Origin of the sequence: Pseudonocardia kongjuensis, from assembly GCF_039526905.1 — a bacterium.
Classification (GTDB): domain Bacteria; phylum Actinomycetota; class Actinomycetes; order Mycobacteriales; family Pseudonocardiaceae; genus Pseudonocardia; species Pseudonocardia kongjuensis.
This window is the reverse complement of record NZ_BAAAJK010000010.1, coordinates 66,064-80,277: the sequence shown is the minus strand read 5'-3', so window position 1 is coordinate 80,277 and position 14,214 is coordinate 66,064. Positions and strand designations below refer to the sequence as shown.

The window sequence follows — 14,214 nt, the reverse complement described above, 5'->3', positions numbered from 1 at the left end:
GTTCAGCCGCCGGAGTTCTGGAACTGCTCGACGGCGCGGTCCAGCTCGGCCAGCGCGTCGCCCTGGCGGGCGAAGTCACCGGCCTGCTGGGCGGCCCGCAGGTCGTTCAGCGCGTCCCGGATCTCCTGCGCCGCGGTCGCCTGGGCACCGGTCGGTGCGGCGGGCGGCGCCGGGGTCTCCGCACCGTTCGGGTCCGGCGGCTCCTGCTGGGCGGGCTGCTCACCGGTGGTCGGCGCCGCACCGCCCGCCGCGTCACCCGCACCGGCACCGAACACCTCGTCCAGCGCCGCGGACAGGCTGGCGTTGTAGCCGACCCGGCCGCCGTAGCTCACCAGCACGCGGGCGAGCTGCGGGTAGGACGAGTCCTGCCCGGCCCGCTCGATGTAGACCGGCTCGACGTAGAGCAGCCCGCCGGCCACCGGGAGGGTGAGCAGGTTGCCGTAGTCGATCGTGGTCTGGTTCTGCCGGAGCAGGTTCAGCTCCTGCGAGACCTCCGGCGAGCCCAGGAACTGGGCCTGCACCTGCTGCGGACCCAGCGTCTGGGTCTCGTTGGGCAGCTGCAGCACGGTGATCTGGCCGTAGTTCTCCGGATCGGAGGCGGCCGAGACGTAGGAGGCGAGGAACTGCCGGCGCAGGCTCACCAGCGCGCTGGTGAGCTGGAACGACGCGCCCTCCTGGTTCGGCAGGCCGGCGTAGAGGTAGTACGGCGGCTGCGCGTCCTGCGCACCGCCCTCGGTGCCGCCGGCCGCGGTCGGGTCGGACGGGACGTCCCAGAACGACACCGTCGAGAAGAACTCGCCGGGGTTGTCCACGTGGTAGCGGGTCAACAGCTCCCGCTGGACCTTGAACTGGTCCTCCGGGTAGCGCAGGTGCGCCTCCAGGTCCGGGCTGATCTCCGAGCGCGGCGTGACGGTGCCCGGGAACGCGTTCTCCCAGGTCTGCAGGACGGGGTCGTTCTCGTCGAACTCGTAGAGCCGCACGGTGCCGTCGTAGGCGTCGACCGTGGCCTTCACCGAGTTGCGCAGGTAGCTGATCGTCTCGTTCGGCAGCTGCTGGCCGTCCGGCCCGAGCCGCGAGTCGGCGGTGGCGTCGCCGAGCTCGACCCGCTCGGCGTACGGGTAGTCCCGCAGCGTGGTGTAGCCGTCGACGATCCACTGGATCCGCCCGTCGACCACGGCCGGGTACGGGTCGTTGTCCAGGGTCAGCCAGGGGGCGACGGCCTGCACGCGGTCCCGCGGGTTCCGCACGTACATGATCTTCGACTCGGAGTTGATCGAGCTGTTGAACAGGATGTTCCGCTCGCCGTAGGCCAGCGCGAACACGGCCCGGTTGAACAGCCCGCCGACCGGGACGCCGCCGGCGCCGGTGTAGGTGTACTGCGCCTCGTCGGAGTCGTACTCCCGCGGCGGGGTGCCCTCCTCGGCGCCGACGATCGAGTACTGGTTGTCCAGCAGCTCGCCGTAGTAGATCCGCGGCTGGTCGACCGGGATGCGGCCCTGGGTCTGGGTGTCGCTGACGGTGAACAGCGGCAGGCCGCCCTGGCCGCCCGCGTCCTCCAGCGCCTCGTTGACCTGGTTCGCCGGTGCGGCCACGAAGCCGTTGCCGTGCGTGTAGACGAGATGCCGGTTGATCCAGTCCTGCTGGTTGCCGACGAGCGCGTTCGCGTCCATCTCGCGGGCCGCGACGACGTAGTCCTGGGTCTCGCCGTCGATCGTGTACCGGTCGATGTCCAGGTTCGGCGCGAAGCCGTAGAAGTTCCGTCGCTGCTGGAGCTGGGTGAACGTCCGGTTCAGCTTGCCCGGGTCGAGCAGCCGGATGTTCGGGATGGTGTCGGTGTCCGCCCGGACCTGCGCCGGTGTCGCCTCGGACTCCCCGGCGTAGGGCACGATGTTGACGTTGTCGGGGCCGATGCCGAACGCGTCCCGGGTGGCCGCGATGTTCCGTTCGATCGATGGCGCCTCGCGCTCGTTCGCGTTCGGTGCGACCACGAACTGCTGCAGCACCAGCGGGAACGCCGTGCCGACCAGGATCGACGAGATCACCAGGATGACCACGGCGACGGCCGGGATCTGCAGGTTCTGCCGGAACGCGGCGACGAAGAACGCCAGCGCGCACACCACCGCGATGATCAGCAGGATGAGCTTCGCCGGGAGCACCGCGTTCAGGTCGGTGTAGGTCGCCCCGTAGAACGTCTGCGAGTTCCGGTTCGACCACAGCAGGTCGTACCGGTCGAACCAGTAGGCGACCGCCTTGAGCAGCACGAACACGCCGGCCAGCACGGCCAGCTGGGCCCGGGCGGCGGTGGAGACGAAGCCGGACCGGCCGGTCAGCCGGATGCCGCCGAAGATGTAGTGGGTGACCAGCGCCAGCACGAAGCACAGCGCGATCGCGACGAACAGCCAGTTCAGCACCATCCGCATGAACGGCAGGGTGAACGCGTAGAACGCGATGTCGTTGCCGAACTCCGGATCCACCTGCCCGAACGGCGTGCCGTGCAGGAACATCTGCACGGTCTGCCACTGCACCGGCGCGGCCAGGCCGGCGATCAGGCCGATCGCGACCGGCACCCCGACGGCGAACAGCCGGAGCCGCTGGATGATCGTCGTGCGGTAGCGGGCGACCGGGTCCTCCGGGCCGGAGACCGGGACGAACACCGGGCGGTACCGGTAGGCCAGCCACAGGGTCAGCGCGACCAGACCGCCGACCACCAGGCCGACGACGCCGAACAGCACGATCTGGGTGAACAGCCGGGTGAGCTGCACGCTCCGGAAGCCGACCTCACCGAACCACAGGTAGTCGACATAGAAGTTCAGCAGCCGCGAGCCACCGAGCAGAAGCACTACGAGGACGCCCGCGGCGGCCAGCAGGATCCGGGTTCGGCGGGTCAGCGACGGCGCTCCCACAGGGGGCCGCATGGACGACACGGGCACGCTCCACAGCTCGGGTACGACATCGCAGAGATTCGGCCGGCGGGGAGCGACGGCAGGTTCTCCGACTGTCAACTCTACGGCGACGGCGTGAGTTCCCGGTTGAGCCCCGGCGGTTCCGCCATCCCACCACGAAAACGACAGTTCGGACAGGCCGCCCGGCACCCAGCCGCGTCCCGGACCGATCACGACCGTAAGGTGCGCGCGTGGGCCTTCGATCATCGACGTGGGTGACGGCACTGCTGGTGCTGCTGGGTCTCACCGTCGTCGGATCGGTGCTGCCCGCACCGGTCGTCGCGCTGGGTCCCGGCCCGACGTTCGACACCCTCGGCGACGTCGACGGCACCCCGGTGGTGTCCGCACAGGGGCTGCCGACCTACCCCACCGAGGGGCACCTCAACATGACCACCGTCGGCGTCACCGACGGGATCACCACGATCCGGGCGCTCGGGCTGTGGGCGTCCGGGACGCACCGGCTCGCGCCGCGGTCCTCGCTCTACCCGCCCGGGCGCAGCACCGACGAGGTCACCGCCGAGAACCAGCAGGAGTTCGACGGCTCGATCGCGAACGCCGAGGCCGCCGCGCTCAACCACCTCGGGCTGCCCACCCGGGTGACGGTCGGCGCGCTCACCGACGACTCCCCCTCCGCCGGGGTGCTGGAGGTGGGCGACGAGATCCGCGGCGTCGGCGGCGCCCCGGTCGCCTCGGTCCAGGCGCTGCTCGACGCGCTCGGCACCGCACGCCCCGGCGAGCCGCTGGAGCTCACGGTGTCCCGCGACGGCGCCGCCCCGCGCGAGGTGACCGTCACCCCAGCGCCGCACCCCGAGGCCCCGGAGCGCGCGTTCCTCGGCATCACCCCGGCGACGACGCCCGCCGACGGGCAGCGGCTGTCGATCACCCTCGGCGACGTCGGCGGGCCGTCCGCCGGGCTGATGTTCAGCCTGGCGCTGGTGGACAAGCTGACGCCGGGCCCGCTCACCGGCGGCCGGTTCGTCGCCGGGACGGGCACCATCAACGCCGAGGGCGACGTCGGCCCGATCAGCGGCATCCGGTTCAAGATGATCAAGGCGCAGGAGGTCGGCGCGGAGACGTTCCTGGTCCCGGCCGCGAACTGCGCCGAGGCCGCCGCGGACGCCCCCGACGGCCTGCAGCTGGTCCGGGTCGGCACGCTCGACGAGGCCGTCGCCGCGCTGGAGACGCTGGACGCCGGTGGCACGCCGGCGTCCTGCACGGAGTAGGCCCGGCACGGAGTAGGCCCGGCACGGAGTAGGCACTGCACGGAACGGCCCGTACCGGTTCGCCGCCCGCGAACAGGCCCGGCGACCTGTGCCGACACCGGATCGCGGTGCCGCGGGCGGAGGCGTCGGGCACCCCGTCCCGCGTACGGTGGGACGCATGAGCGACATCCCGTTCGGCTTCGGCCCCGCCGACCGTGACCGTGACAAGGACGAGGAGGGGCGCGGCCCCGACTCCTCCGCCGGCTCCGGTGACGGGTCCGGCGGCGAGCAGGAGGGACCGCCGGATCCGTTCGGCTTCGGGTCGCACCCGGCGTCCGGGGACACCCCGGCCGGCCAGCAGCAGAACCCGTTCGCGGCGTTCGGCACGGGCGGGCTGCCGGGCATGCCCGGGATGCCGGGCGGCGCGGGCGGCAACTTCGACATGAGCCAGCTCGGGCAGATGCTGTCCCAGCTCGGCCAGATGCTCAGCCACGCGGGCACCGGGTCCGGCGACGGCGGGCCGGTCAACTACGACCTCGCCGCCCAGCTCGCCACCCAGCAGCTCGCGCAGACGACGTCGTCGCTCACCGACGACCAGCGCACCGCCGTGACCGAGGCCGTCCGGCTCGCCGAGCTGTGGCTGGACCCGGCCACCGAGTTCCCGTCCGCGGGCGGCGAGGTCAAGGCGTGGACACCCAGCGACTGGGTGCGCGCGGGCATGCCCACCTGGAAGCGGCTGTGCGACCCGGTCGCGCGCCGGCTGTCCGCGGCCTGGGTCGAGGGCCTGCCCGAGGAGGTCCGCAGCGCGGCGGGCCCGATGCTGGCGATGCTCGGCCAGATGGGCGGGATGGCGTTCGGCAGCCAGCTCGGCCAGGGTCTCGCACAGCTCGGCAAGGAGGTGCTCACCTCCACCGAGCTGGGCATCCCGGTCGGCCCGGAGCGCACCGCGGCGCTGCTGCCGGAGGCGATCGCCCGGTTCACCGAGGGCCTTGACCGCCCGGCCGGCGAGGTGACCCTCTACCTGGCCGCCCGCGAGGCCGCCCACCAGCGGCTGTTCACCCACGTGCACTGGCTCCGCGAGCGGCTGCTCGGCGCGGTCGAGGACTACGCCCGCGGCATCACCGTCGACACCTCCCGGATCGAGGAGCTCGCCCAGGGCATCGACCCGTCGAACCCGGAGTCGATCCAGGAGGCCATGCAGTCCGGCATGTTCGAGCCGGAGGACACCCCGCAGCAGAAGGCCGCGCTGGCCCGGCTGGAGACGCTGCTCGCGCTCGTCGAGGGCTGGGTGGACACCGTCGTGGCGGAGGCGCTCGACGAGCGGCTGCCCGGCGCCGGCGCGCTGCGCGAGACGATGCGCCGCCGGCGCGCCTCGGGCGGTCCGGCCGAGCAGGCGTTCGCGACGATCGTCGGGCTGGAGCTGCGGCCGCGCAAGCTGCGGGCCGCGTCCGAGCTGTGGCAGCTGCTGCGCGACGAGCGCGGGATCGACGGCCGGGACGCGGTCTGGGCGCACCCGGACCTGATTCCGTCGGCGGACGACCTGGACGACCCGGCCGCGTTCGTCCGCGGTGGCTCCGGTGGCGGGGTGCCGGACGACCCGATCGCCGAGCTGGAGCGGCAGATGGCCGAGGACGCGCGGAAGGAGCAGGACCCGCCCGGCGGCTCCGACGCGTCCGGCTCGTCCGATGATCCCGGCGGCTCCGACGCGTCCGGCTCGTCCGACGGCGACGAGGGGCCGAAGCGCGACTCCTGAAGCGGTCCGGCTCAGCCGCCCGCGGCGGCCGCCGGGGGGTCCTGGAGCGCGACCGCAGGCGCGTCGTCGGCGGGCTCCGGGGACGCGTCGGCCGTCGCCGGGTCGCCGTCCACCCCGGTGATCCCGAGCGACGCGGCGGCGTTGAGCCCCTCCAGGTAGCCGATCGCCCGCTCGGTGCGCGGGTAGCGGTACACCCACGACCAGAAGACCTGGTCGTGCGCGGCGGACAGCAGGTGCCCGAGCTCGTGCACCAGGACGTAGTCGACGACCCAGCCGGGGGCGTCCCGGAGCCGCTCGCTGATCCGGATGGTGCGGTCGTCGGGCGTGCAGGACGCCCAGCGGGTCCGCATCGTCGGGACCCAGCGGACCGACACCGGCGTCGCGCGGCCCTCCAGCCAGCGCGCCGACAGCTCGTTCGCCCGGCGCAGCAGGGCCTCGTCGCCGCGGCGGCCCGGTGAGCGCCGCCGGGCCTCACTGGCCTCGATCCGTTTGACCATCTCGGCGACCCAGTCGCGTTCCTGCTCGGCGGACATCCAGCCGGGGATGAACACGACGACGCGATCGCCCTCGCGGCGCGCACTGACCATCCGCTTCCGGCGGGCGCTGCGTCGGACCTCGACCGGGGAGCTCGCCATGGGACAAGAGTAAGCCGACCTGACATCCGATGTGAGCCGCCGGTACGGGCCGATCCGGCCGGGTTCCCGGCTCCGGACGACGGGCCGGCCGCGGCGTCCCGTCCTCCCCCGGCCGGACCGCGCCGCGGAACCGGCCCCGGCACCCCGTGTGCTGCCCCGTGTGCTTCTGCGAACGCCGGCCGGATTCCGCCACGCGCACCCGGCCGGACCCGCCACCGTGGGCCGATGAGCGAACTCCCGCGCCGGCTGGCGCTCGCACCGCATCACGCCATCGTGGCGACCGGACCACGCACCCGCCGGATCGGCGACGGGCCCGCCGGGACCCGGGTGCTCGACGATCTGTCCCCCGCCGTCGCGGCGACGCTGGACCGGCTCGGTGCCGGTCCCCGCACGGTCGCCGAGCTGCAGGCGGCGCTGCCGCCGGGCCGGCGCGCGGCGCTGCTGGTGCTGCTCGGCGCCCTGCTGCGGGCCGGGCTGCTCGCCGACCCGGACGACGGGGACCGGATGCTGCGACGGCGCGGATCGGCTCTGGTGGAGGTCCGCGGGGACTCGGCGCTCGGCAGCGCCGTCGTCGCCGGGCTGGCCCGCAGCGGCGTCGGCCATGTGCTGCCGCGGGTGACCGGGACGGTCGACGGCGCGGACGTCGCCGCCGGGCTCCCCGCCGGGGACGGCCGCCGGGCCCGGGCGTTGCACGACCTGCTCGCCGCCGCGGGTGTCCGGTCCGGGCCGGCCGGGCGGGTCCCGCCCGATCTGGTGGTCCTCGCCGGGGCGCGGGACGCGGCCCCGGACAGCCCGGCCGTCCACCTCGTCGTCACGCTGCGCAACGGACGCGGGGTGGTCGGGCCACTGCTCCTGCCCGGCGGTGGCCCCTGCCCGGAGTGCCGGGACCGCGACCGCGACCCGTCCGCCGCGCTCCCGGCGCCCCGCACGGGCGATCCGCACGTCGTCGCCGCGACCGCCGCGCTGGCCGTCGCCCAGGTTCTCGCCGCGCTGGACGGCCCGGCGGCCGGGAGCCCCCCGCCCGCGTCCTGGCGGACCGAGCTGGAACTCGCCGCGGACCTGGCGTCGATCACCGCCCGTCCGCTCCGCGGACGCCCCGGCTGCCCCTGCGATGCAGCGGCGATCCGCAGGACGGCACCCATGACAACACCCACCGCGAGGTGCGCTCCGCCCCGCCCCGGGTGGACAATCGTGGGGTGAGCGACATTCCCCGCCGGACGGCATCGCGTACCGCCAAGCTCGCGGGCATCCCGCTCGGCGTCGCGGGGCGGGCCGCGGCCGGCTTCGGCCGCCGGCTCACCGGTGGCGACCGGGACGAGATCTCGGCGCAGCTCGCCGCGAAGAGCGCCGAGCAGCTGTTCGCGGTGCTCGGCGAGCTCAAGGGCGGCGCGATGAAGTTCGGGCAGGCACTGTCCGTGTTCGAGGCGGCCGTGCCGGACGAGTACGCCGAGCCGTACCGGGAGGCCCTCACCAAGCTGCAGACGGCGGCACCGCCGATGCCGATGGCCGACGTCGACCACATGCTCACCCAGCAGTTCGGCCGCTCCTGGCGCTCCCGGTTCACCGAGTTCGACGAGATCCCGGCCGCGTCGGCCAGCATCGGCCAGGTGCACCGCGCCGTGTGGAAGCGCGACGGCCGCGAGGTCGCCGTCAAGGTGCAGTACCCGGGCGCCGAGGAGGCCCTGCGCTCGGACCTGCGCCAGCTCGGGCGGATGAGCCGGATCCTGCAGCCGCTGGTCCCCGGGATGGAGATCAAACCCCTGGTCAACGAGCTCCGTGAGCGGATGGAGGAGGAGCTCGACTACCGCGACGAGGCCGGCTACCAGCGCGAGTTCGCCGCCTTCTTCGCCGACGACCCGGACGTCAAGGTCCCGCGGGTGGTCGGGTCCGCCCCCAAGGCCGTCATCACCGAGTGGGTCGAGGCGCGCAGGCTGTCCTCGGTCATCCGGGACGGCACCCGGGAGGAGCGCGACCACGCCGGCGAGCGGCTCGCCCGGTTCCACTACTCGGCCCCGGACCGCACGCACCTGCTGCACGCCGACCCGCATCCGGGCAACTTCGGCATCCTCGACGACGGCCGGTTGCTGGTGCTGGACTTCGGCGCGGTCGCCCGGATGCCGGACGGCATGCCGCCCGAGCTGGTGGCGATGACCAAGTACGCCCTGGAGGGACGCGGCGCCGATCTGATGACGCTGATGCGCTCGGCCGGGTTCGTCCGCGACGGCGCCCGGATCGACCAGGAGCAGATCCTCGGCTACCTGGCGCCGTTCACCGAGCCGCTGGAGAACGACGAGTTCCACTTCAGCCGGCGCTGGATCCAGTCGCAGGCCGAGCGGGTCGGTGACCTGCGCAGCCCGGAGGCCGCGATCGGGCGGTCGCTGAACCTGCCGCCGCGCTTCCTGCTGGTGCACCGGGTGACGATGGGGACGCTCGGCATCCTCTGCCAGCTCGACGCCCGGGTGCGGCTGCGGGAGATCGTCGAGCACTGGCAGCCGGAGATGTTCGAGGGGCCGGCGGCCTCCTGACCGGCGGGGGCGCGGCCGCTGACCGCGGCCGCGCCGTCACCGGGACCGCGCCGTCACCGGGACCGCAGCCCGGCCAGGGTCCGCTCGAGCGCGGCCTGCGCCGCGTCCCGGTCGGCGTCGGTCGTCCCGGGCCCGGCGAGCCACATCGCGAGCTCGTTCATCGCCCCGGACAGCAGCCGGGCCAGCGGCTCGATCGGCTGCGGCGCCAGGTCGCCGTGCTGCACCAGCGCCCGCAGCGCCGCGGCGAGATGGCGGCCGGAGGTGCGCTCGTCGAGCTCCCGCCAGGCCGGCCAGCCGAGCACGGCAGGCCCGTCGACCAGCATGATCCGGGCCGCGGCCGGGCCGGTGCTGGCCTCGATGAAGGCCCGGCAGCCGGCCAGCAGCTGCTGCCACGGGTCGTCCGGGAGCCCGCGGGCCGCGTCGAGCACCCGTTGGGCGACCCGTTCCTGCACCCGTTCCAGGACGGCCGCGAAGAGCGCCGCCTTCCCGTCGAACTGGTGGTAGAGCGCGCCCTTGGTGACACCGGCGCCGCCGACGACCGCCGGCAGCCCGACCGCGCCGTAGCCGTCCCGCGCGAAGAGCCGCTCCGCCTCGTCGAGCAGCGCCCGCCGGGTCCGCTCCCGCTGCTCGGCCCGCACGCCCATGCCGTCTCCCGTCGTTGACATACCGATGGTACGTCAGTAGCTTTTCGCATACCAACGGTACGTCAATCTCGGGAGGAACCGTGCTGACCAGCTGCTACCCCGTACTCGCCACCGACGACGTCGCCGCCGCGCGGGCGTTCTGGACCGGCCCGATGGGCTTCGAGATCACCTTCGACGCCGACTGGTACGTGAGCCTGCGACGCGAGGGCCACGAGATCGCGGTGCTCGACCGTGACCATCCGACGATCCCCGAGGCGTACCGCGGGAGATCGGCGGCGGGCGTGCTGGTGAACCTGGAGGTGGACGACGTCGACGCCGAGTGGACGCGGCTGGTCGTGCAGGGCGGTCTGCCGGTGGCGCTGGAGCTGCGCGACGAGGACTTCGGGCAGCGGCACTTCATCGTCGCCGGGCCGGACGGGGTGCTCGTCGACGTGATCACCGAGATCCCGCCGTCACCGGAGTTCGCCGGCGCCTTCGCCGCGGGCGGGTCGCCGGGCTGACCGGCGCCCGGAGAACACGACACCGCCCCGCCCGGAACCGGTCCGGGCGGGGCGGTGTCATGTGTCGCAGCCGTGAGTCGCGGCCGCATGTCGCAGCCGTGTGGCTCCGGGGATCAGGTCACGCGGGCGCGGGCCCGGGCCCGCTCGGCGCGGGCGGAGACCCAGTTCGCGAGCCGGGTCCAGCGCCGGGCCGCACACAGCCGCCGGGCCAGCCGGTACTCCGCGGCCTCCCGTTGCGCCTCCTGCTGATGGGATCTCGCCAGTGCTTCATGGATGAGCGTCATTGCGTTCTCCGGGTTCACGAGGTGATCGGTGTGCTCGGCGTGGGTGATCGGTCGCTCGGCGGGCACCGTCGGTGCGGTCATCAGGTGGCTCATCTCGGTCGTCTCCTCGTCGGCGTCGGAATCTGTCGGGATCTGTCGGGATCTGTCGGGGATCTGCCGGGGCCCGCGGCCCGCGGCCGGCGCCCGGGGCCGGTCGGGGTCGGTCTCAGCAGCCCGCGGCCAGTGCGTAGGCGCGGTCGCGCTCCAGGTCGGCCTTGCGGGGACGGCCTCGCGGCCGCTTGCGCGGGATCACCCGGCCGCGGTCGAAGATCTCGCCGCCCCACACCCCCCACGGCTCGCCGCGGGCCAGCGCGCCGGACAGGCAGGCGTCCCGCACCGGGCAGCCGGTGCAGAGCGCCTTCGCCTGCTCCAGCTCGGTCGGCGACTCGGCGAACCACAGGTCCGCGTCGCCGTTGCGGCAGGGCAGTGCCGACCACTGCCCGGCTGCTCCGGTCACCTCGGCGGGCGGATGCCCGCCCGCGGGTGACGAACAGCCGCCACCGCTCTCGGCCTGGATCACTCCGCCGTCACACGGAGCGGATCTCACGTACACGATCGACCTCCTCGATCGAACTTCTCGGACGGTTGTCGGACCTGCGTTCTGCACAGATCTGCTTTCCTCGGGACGGACATGCGGACAAAAAAATCGGGGCCGTGGAACCCGTGTGCGTGGGTTCCGCGGCCCCGATCGGGACTCGGCGCGAGCGCTGAGGGTCAGGTTCCCCCTCGGCGCCCGGGAACGGACGCTGATGTGGACTTGTCATCGACGGTCGGACCGAAGTCCATGGCGATCACGGTGGCCTTGCCGACCGGCTGGACGTAGACGTCTTCCCGGGTACGGAACGGGCCACCGACGACCTCGGTCCGCTGCCAGGAACGCTCGCCGAGCGTCGCGTGCGCGACGCGGTGCGGGACGGTGCTCGCGGGCGGGCACGGCAGGGCGGGGCCGGTCCGGATGATCAGATCGAAGTCGTTCATCCCGGCCACCTCCTCCATGTCTCCGTGTCGCAGTGCCTGCGGCGTGTCCGCGCGGTGCGGTCTCCCGCACGGCGCATGTCTCGGTGGAGTGATGTGCTCCACTCGGTGCAGTCGACACTAGAAGTGCCGCGCACAGGGGTGCAACCGGTTTTCCCGAACTCTCTCCGGAAGTTCACGAGGGGCTGACCGAAGAGGGGTCCGGCTACCGCTCGGCGAGCAGGGCCAGCACCGCGTCGCCGTACCGGTCGAGCTTGGCCGCCCCGATCCCCGGGATGCCGACGAGTGCCGCGGGATCGGCCGGACGCTGCTCGGCGATCGCGGTCAGCGTCGCGTCGGTGAGCACGACGAACGCCGGCACGTCCTGCTGCTTGGCCTCCCCGGCCCGCCACTGCTTGAGCCGGTCCAGCAGCTCGAGATCGACGTCGGACGGGCAGTCGTCGCAGCGCATCAGCTTGGTCGCGGTGCCGCCGAACAGCGGCGTGCCGCACACCCGGCAGCGGGGACGCGCGCCGCCCGGGCGACGCTCGCCCGCCACCCGCGACGCCGGGTGCGAGTCCGGGATCAGCCCGTACAGGAACCGGGAGCGCCGCCGCTTCGGCCCGCGCCCGGACGCCCGGGACAGCGACCAGGACATCGACAGCACCCGCCGGGCGCGGGTGATCCCGACGTAGAACAGCCTGCGCTCCTCCTCGATCGCGTGCTCGTCGTCGCCGGCGTGGCCGATCGGGAGGGTCCCGTCGGCCAGCCCGACCAGGAACACCGCGTCCCACTCCAGGCCCTTCGCGGCGTGCAGCGACGCCAGCGTGACGCCCTGCACGACGGGTGCCTGCGCGGAGTCCGCGCGGGTGTCCAGCTCGGCGCACAGCCGGGCCAGGTCGGCCTCCGGTTCGGCGGCGGCGAGCTCCTCGGCGACGCCGACCAGCGCCAGCAGGGACTCCCACTGGGCGCGCAGGGTGGCGCCCTTCGGCGGCTCGTCGCTGAGCCCGGCGCGGGCGCCGAGCACGGCGCGGGTCACGTCGACCAGATCGGTGCCGGGCCGCTGCTCCGGCGCGGCGGAGCGCAGCGCGACCATCGCCCGGCGGATCTCCGGGCGGGCGAAGAACCGCTCGCCGCCGCGCACCTGGTAGGGCACGCCGGCGTCGGACAGCGCCTGCTCGAACGCCTCGGACTGGGCGTTGATCCGGAACAGCACCGCGATCTCGGAGGCGGGCGTGCCGTCGCGGAGCAGGGTGAGGATCCGGCCGGCGACCGCGGCGGCCTCGGCCGGCTCGTCGTCGTGCTCGGAGAAGTCCGGATCCGGCCCGGGCGGGAGCTGCCCGACCAACTGCAGCCGGGACCCGGCCGGCCGGTGCCGGGCGGCGCCGATCAGCTGGTTCGCGCAGGAGACGATCTGCGGGGTGGACCGGTAGTCGCGCTGCAGCCGGACGACGGCGGCGCCGGGGAACCGGCGCGGGAACTCCAGCAGGTAGCGCGGCGAGGCCCCGGCGAAGGTGTAGATCGTCTGGTTGGCGTCGCCGACGACGGTCAGGTCGTCCCGGTCGCCGAGCCAGGCGTCGAGCAGCCGCTGCTGCAGCGGCGTGACGTCCTGGTACTCGTCGACGACGAAGCAGCGGTAGCGGGAGCGGAACTCCTCGGCGACCCCGGCGTGCTCCTCCAGGGCGACGGCGGTGTGCAGCAGCAGATCGTCGAAGTCGAGCGCCTGCGCGGCGTTCTTGAGCTCCTCGTAGCCCGCGTAGACCTGCGCGACCTGCGCGGCGGAACCGGGGACGTCGCGCTTGCGCCGGGCCGCCTCGGCCGGGTAGTCGACCGGGGCGATCAACGACGACTTGGCCCACTCGATCTCCGAGGACAGGTCGCGCAACGCGTCCGAGTCGGTGCCCGCCCCGGCGCGGGCGGCGGCCTGGCCGACCAGCCGGAACTTGCCGTCGAGCAGTGGCCACGGCTGCCCGCCGACCACCTGCGGCCAGAAGTAGCGCAGCTGCCGCAGCGCCGCGGCGTGGAAGGTGCGGGCCTGCACGCCCGGGGCGTCCAGCCCGCGCAGCCGGGTGCGCAGCTCCCCCGCGGCGCGCGCGGTGAAGGTGACGGCGAGGACCTGGCCCGCGGCGACGTGGCCCTGCCCGACCAGGTGCGCGATCCGCCGGGTGATCGTGCGGGTCTTGCCGGTGCCGGCGCCGGCCAGGACGCAGACCGGACCGCGCGGCGCGGTGACGGCGGCCCGCTGATCGGGGTCCAGCCCGTCCGCACTCTCCGGGACCTGTCCTGTGCGGGCGGGGCGGGGGGAGGTTCGGGACGGCACCTGCCCATCCTGACACCCGGCTCCGACACTTCCGCCGGACCCGCCCGTGGGTGTCGGCGCGGTCGCTCGCGCGGGGTGCGGCGGGACGTGGGGGTGGGGCCGCGGGCTGCCGAGGGCGCGAGGTCCCGGGGGACGCGCGGGATCCCCGGATCGCGCTGGACCGAGGAGGTCGCGCGCGTGGTCGAGGAAGTCTCACTCGGGATCGGGGCGGTCGGCAGGGTCGAGGTGGTCGCGCACGGCTCGGGGCGGCCGCGCAAGGTCGGGGCGGTCGCGCGCGGGTCTGCGGCGGTCGCGTCGGCTCGTGGCCTCGGCCGGTGGGGTTCGCGCAGACCGGCCGCGCGACGTCCGCGCGCATCGGCCCACAGCGGGTCGCGCGCCATCCGGACGAGGTCGGGATCCGCACGGGTTCGTGTCGT

12 protein-coding genes are annotated in these 14,214 nt (G+C 74.1%); 5 read left to right on the top strand and 7 right to left on the bottom strand.

Going from position 1 to position 14,214, the window contains the following annotated elements; genetic code table 11:
- Window positions 1-2 precede the first annotated feature (2 nt).
- Window positions 3-2,915, bottom strand: coding sequence for a UPF0182 family protein (locus tag ABD160_RS14370; RefSeq protein WP_344022491.1), 2,913 nt, complete (start codon window positions 2,913-2,915; stop codon window positions 3-5).
- Between the two features lie 242 nt (window positions 2,916-3,157).
- On the opposite strand from ABD160_RS14370, the gene ABD160_RS14365 reads away from it, so the two are divergent.
- Entirely contained in the window at window positions 3,158-4,165 is a 1,008-nt protein-coding gene (locus ABD160_RS14365; RefSeq protein WP_344022489.1) for a YlbL family protein, read from the top strand.
- A gap of 157 nt (window positions 4,166-4,322) precedes the next feature.
- Entirely contained in the window at window positions 4,323-5,897 is a 1,575-nt protein-coding gene (locus ABD160_RS14360; RefSeq protein WP_344022487.1) for a zinc-dependent metalloprotease, read from the top strand.
- Between the two features lie 11 nt (window positions 5,898-5,908).
- Here ABD160_RS14360 and ABD160_RS14355 read toward each other — a convergent pair whose 3' ends face one another.
- Window positions 5,909-6,532 (bottom strand): M48 metallopeptidase family protein, encoded by a 624-nt coding sequence (locus ABD160_RS14355; RefSeq protein WP_344022485.1) that lies wholly within the window; start codon window positions 6,530-6,532, stop codon window positions 5,909-5,911.
- Between the two features lie 225 nt (window positions 6,533-6,757).
- Between ABD160_RS14355 and ABD160_RS14350 the strand changes: the two genes are divergently transcribed.
- A complete protein-coding gene (locus ABD160_RS14350) occupies window positions 6,758-7,732 on the top strand; it encodes a hypothetical protein (protein ID WP_344022483.1) in 975 nt (324 codons plus the stop codon).
- Window positions 7,729-9,057: an ABC1 kinase family protein gene (locus ABD160_RS14345; protein ID WP_344022481.1), complete on the top strand. Its 1,329-nt coding sequence runs from the start codon at window positions 7,729-7,731 to the stop codon at window positions 9,055-9,057. Before ABD160_RS14350 ends, ABD160_RS14345 begins: the two co-directional genes overlap by 4 nt.
- Window positions 9,058-9,110: 53 nt before the next feature.
- Here ABD160_RS14345 and ABD160_RS14340 read toward each other — a convergent pair whose 3' ends face one another.
- On the bottom strand, window positions 9,111-9,722 hold the full coding sequence (locus ABD160_RS14340; RefSeq protein ID WP_344022479.1) for a TetR/AcrR family transcriptional regulator: 612 nt from the start codon (window positions 9,720-9,722) through the stop codon (window positions 9,111-9,113).
- 59 nt (window positions 9,723-9,781) lie between these two features.
- On the opposite strand from ABD160_RS14340, the gene ABD160_RS14335 reads away from it, so the two are divergent.
- Complete coding sequence (locus ABD160_RS14335) at window positions 9,782-10,201, top strand: VOC family protein (RefSeq protein ID WP_344022477.1); 420 nt, start codon at window positions 9,782-9,784, stop codon at window positions 10,199-10,201.
- Window positions 10,202-10,314: 113 nt separating this feature from the next.
- On the opposite strand, the gene ABD160_RS14330 is transcribed toward ABD160_RS14335, so the two are convergent.
- The 4 genes from ABD160_RS14330 to ABD160_RS14315 all read right to left on the bottom strand — a co-directional run bounded on the left by ABD160_RS14330 (window position 10,315) and on the right by ABD160_RS14315 (window position 13,798).
- The gene (locus ABD160_RS14330) at window positions 10,315-10,578 is read right to left on the bottom strand and encodes a hypothetical protein (RefSeq protein ID WP_344022475.1); all 264 of its coding nucleotides are present in this window, start codon (window positions 10,576-10,578) and stop codon (window positions 10,315-10,317) included.
- A 112-nt stretch (window positions 10,579-10,690) separates the two neighbouring features.
- Window positions 10,691-10,981, bottom strand: coding sequence for a WhiB family transcriptional regulator (locus ABD160_RS14325; protein ID WP_344022473.1), 291 nt, complete (start codon window positions 10,979-10,981; stop codon window positions 10,691-10,693).
- 257 nt (window positions 10,982-11,238) lie between these two features.
- Window positions 11,239-11,502, bottom strand: a complete 264-nt coding sequence (locus ABD160_RS14320; protein ID WP_344022471.1) for a hypothetical protein — start codon at window positions 11,500-11,502, stop codon at window positions 11,239-11,241.
- A 202-nt stretch (window positions 11,503-11,704) separates the two neighbouring features.
- On the bottom strand, window positions 11,705-13,798 hold the full coding sequence (locus ABD160_RS14315) for an ATP-dependent DNA helicase UvrD2 (protein WP_344022469.1): 2,094 nt from the start codon (window positions 13,796-13,798) through the stop codon (window positions 11,705-11,707).
- Window positions 13,799-14,214: the final 416 nt, after the last annotated feature.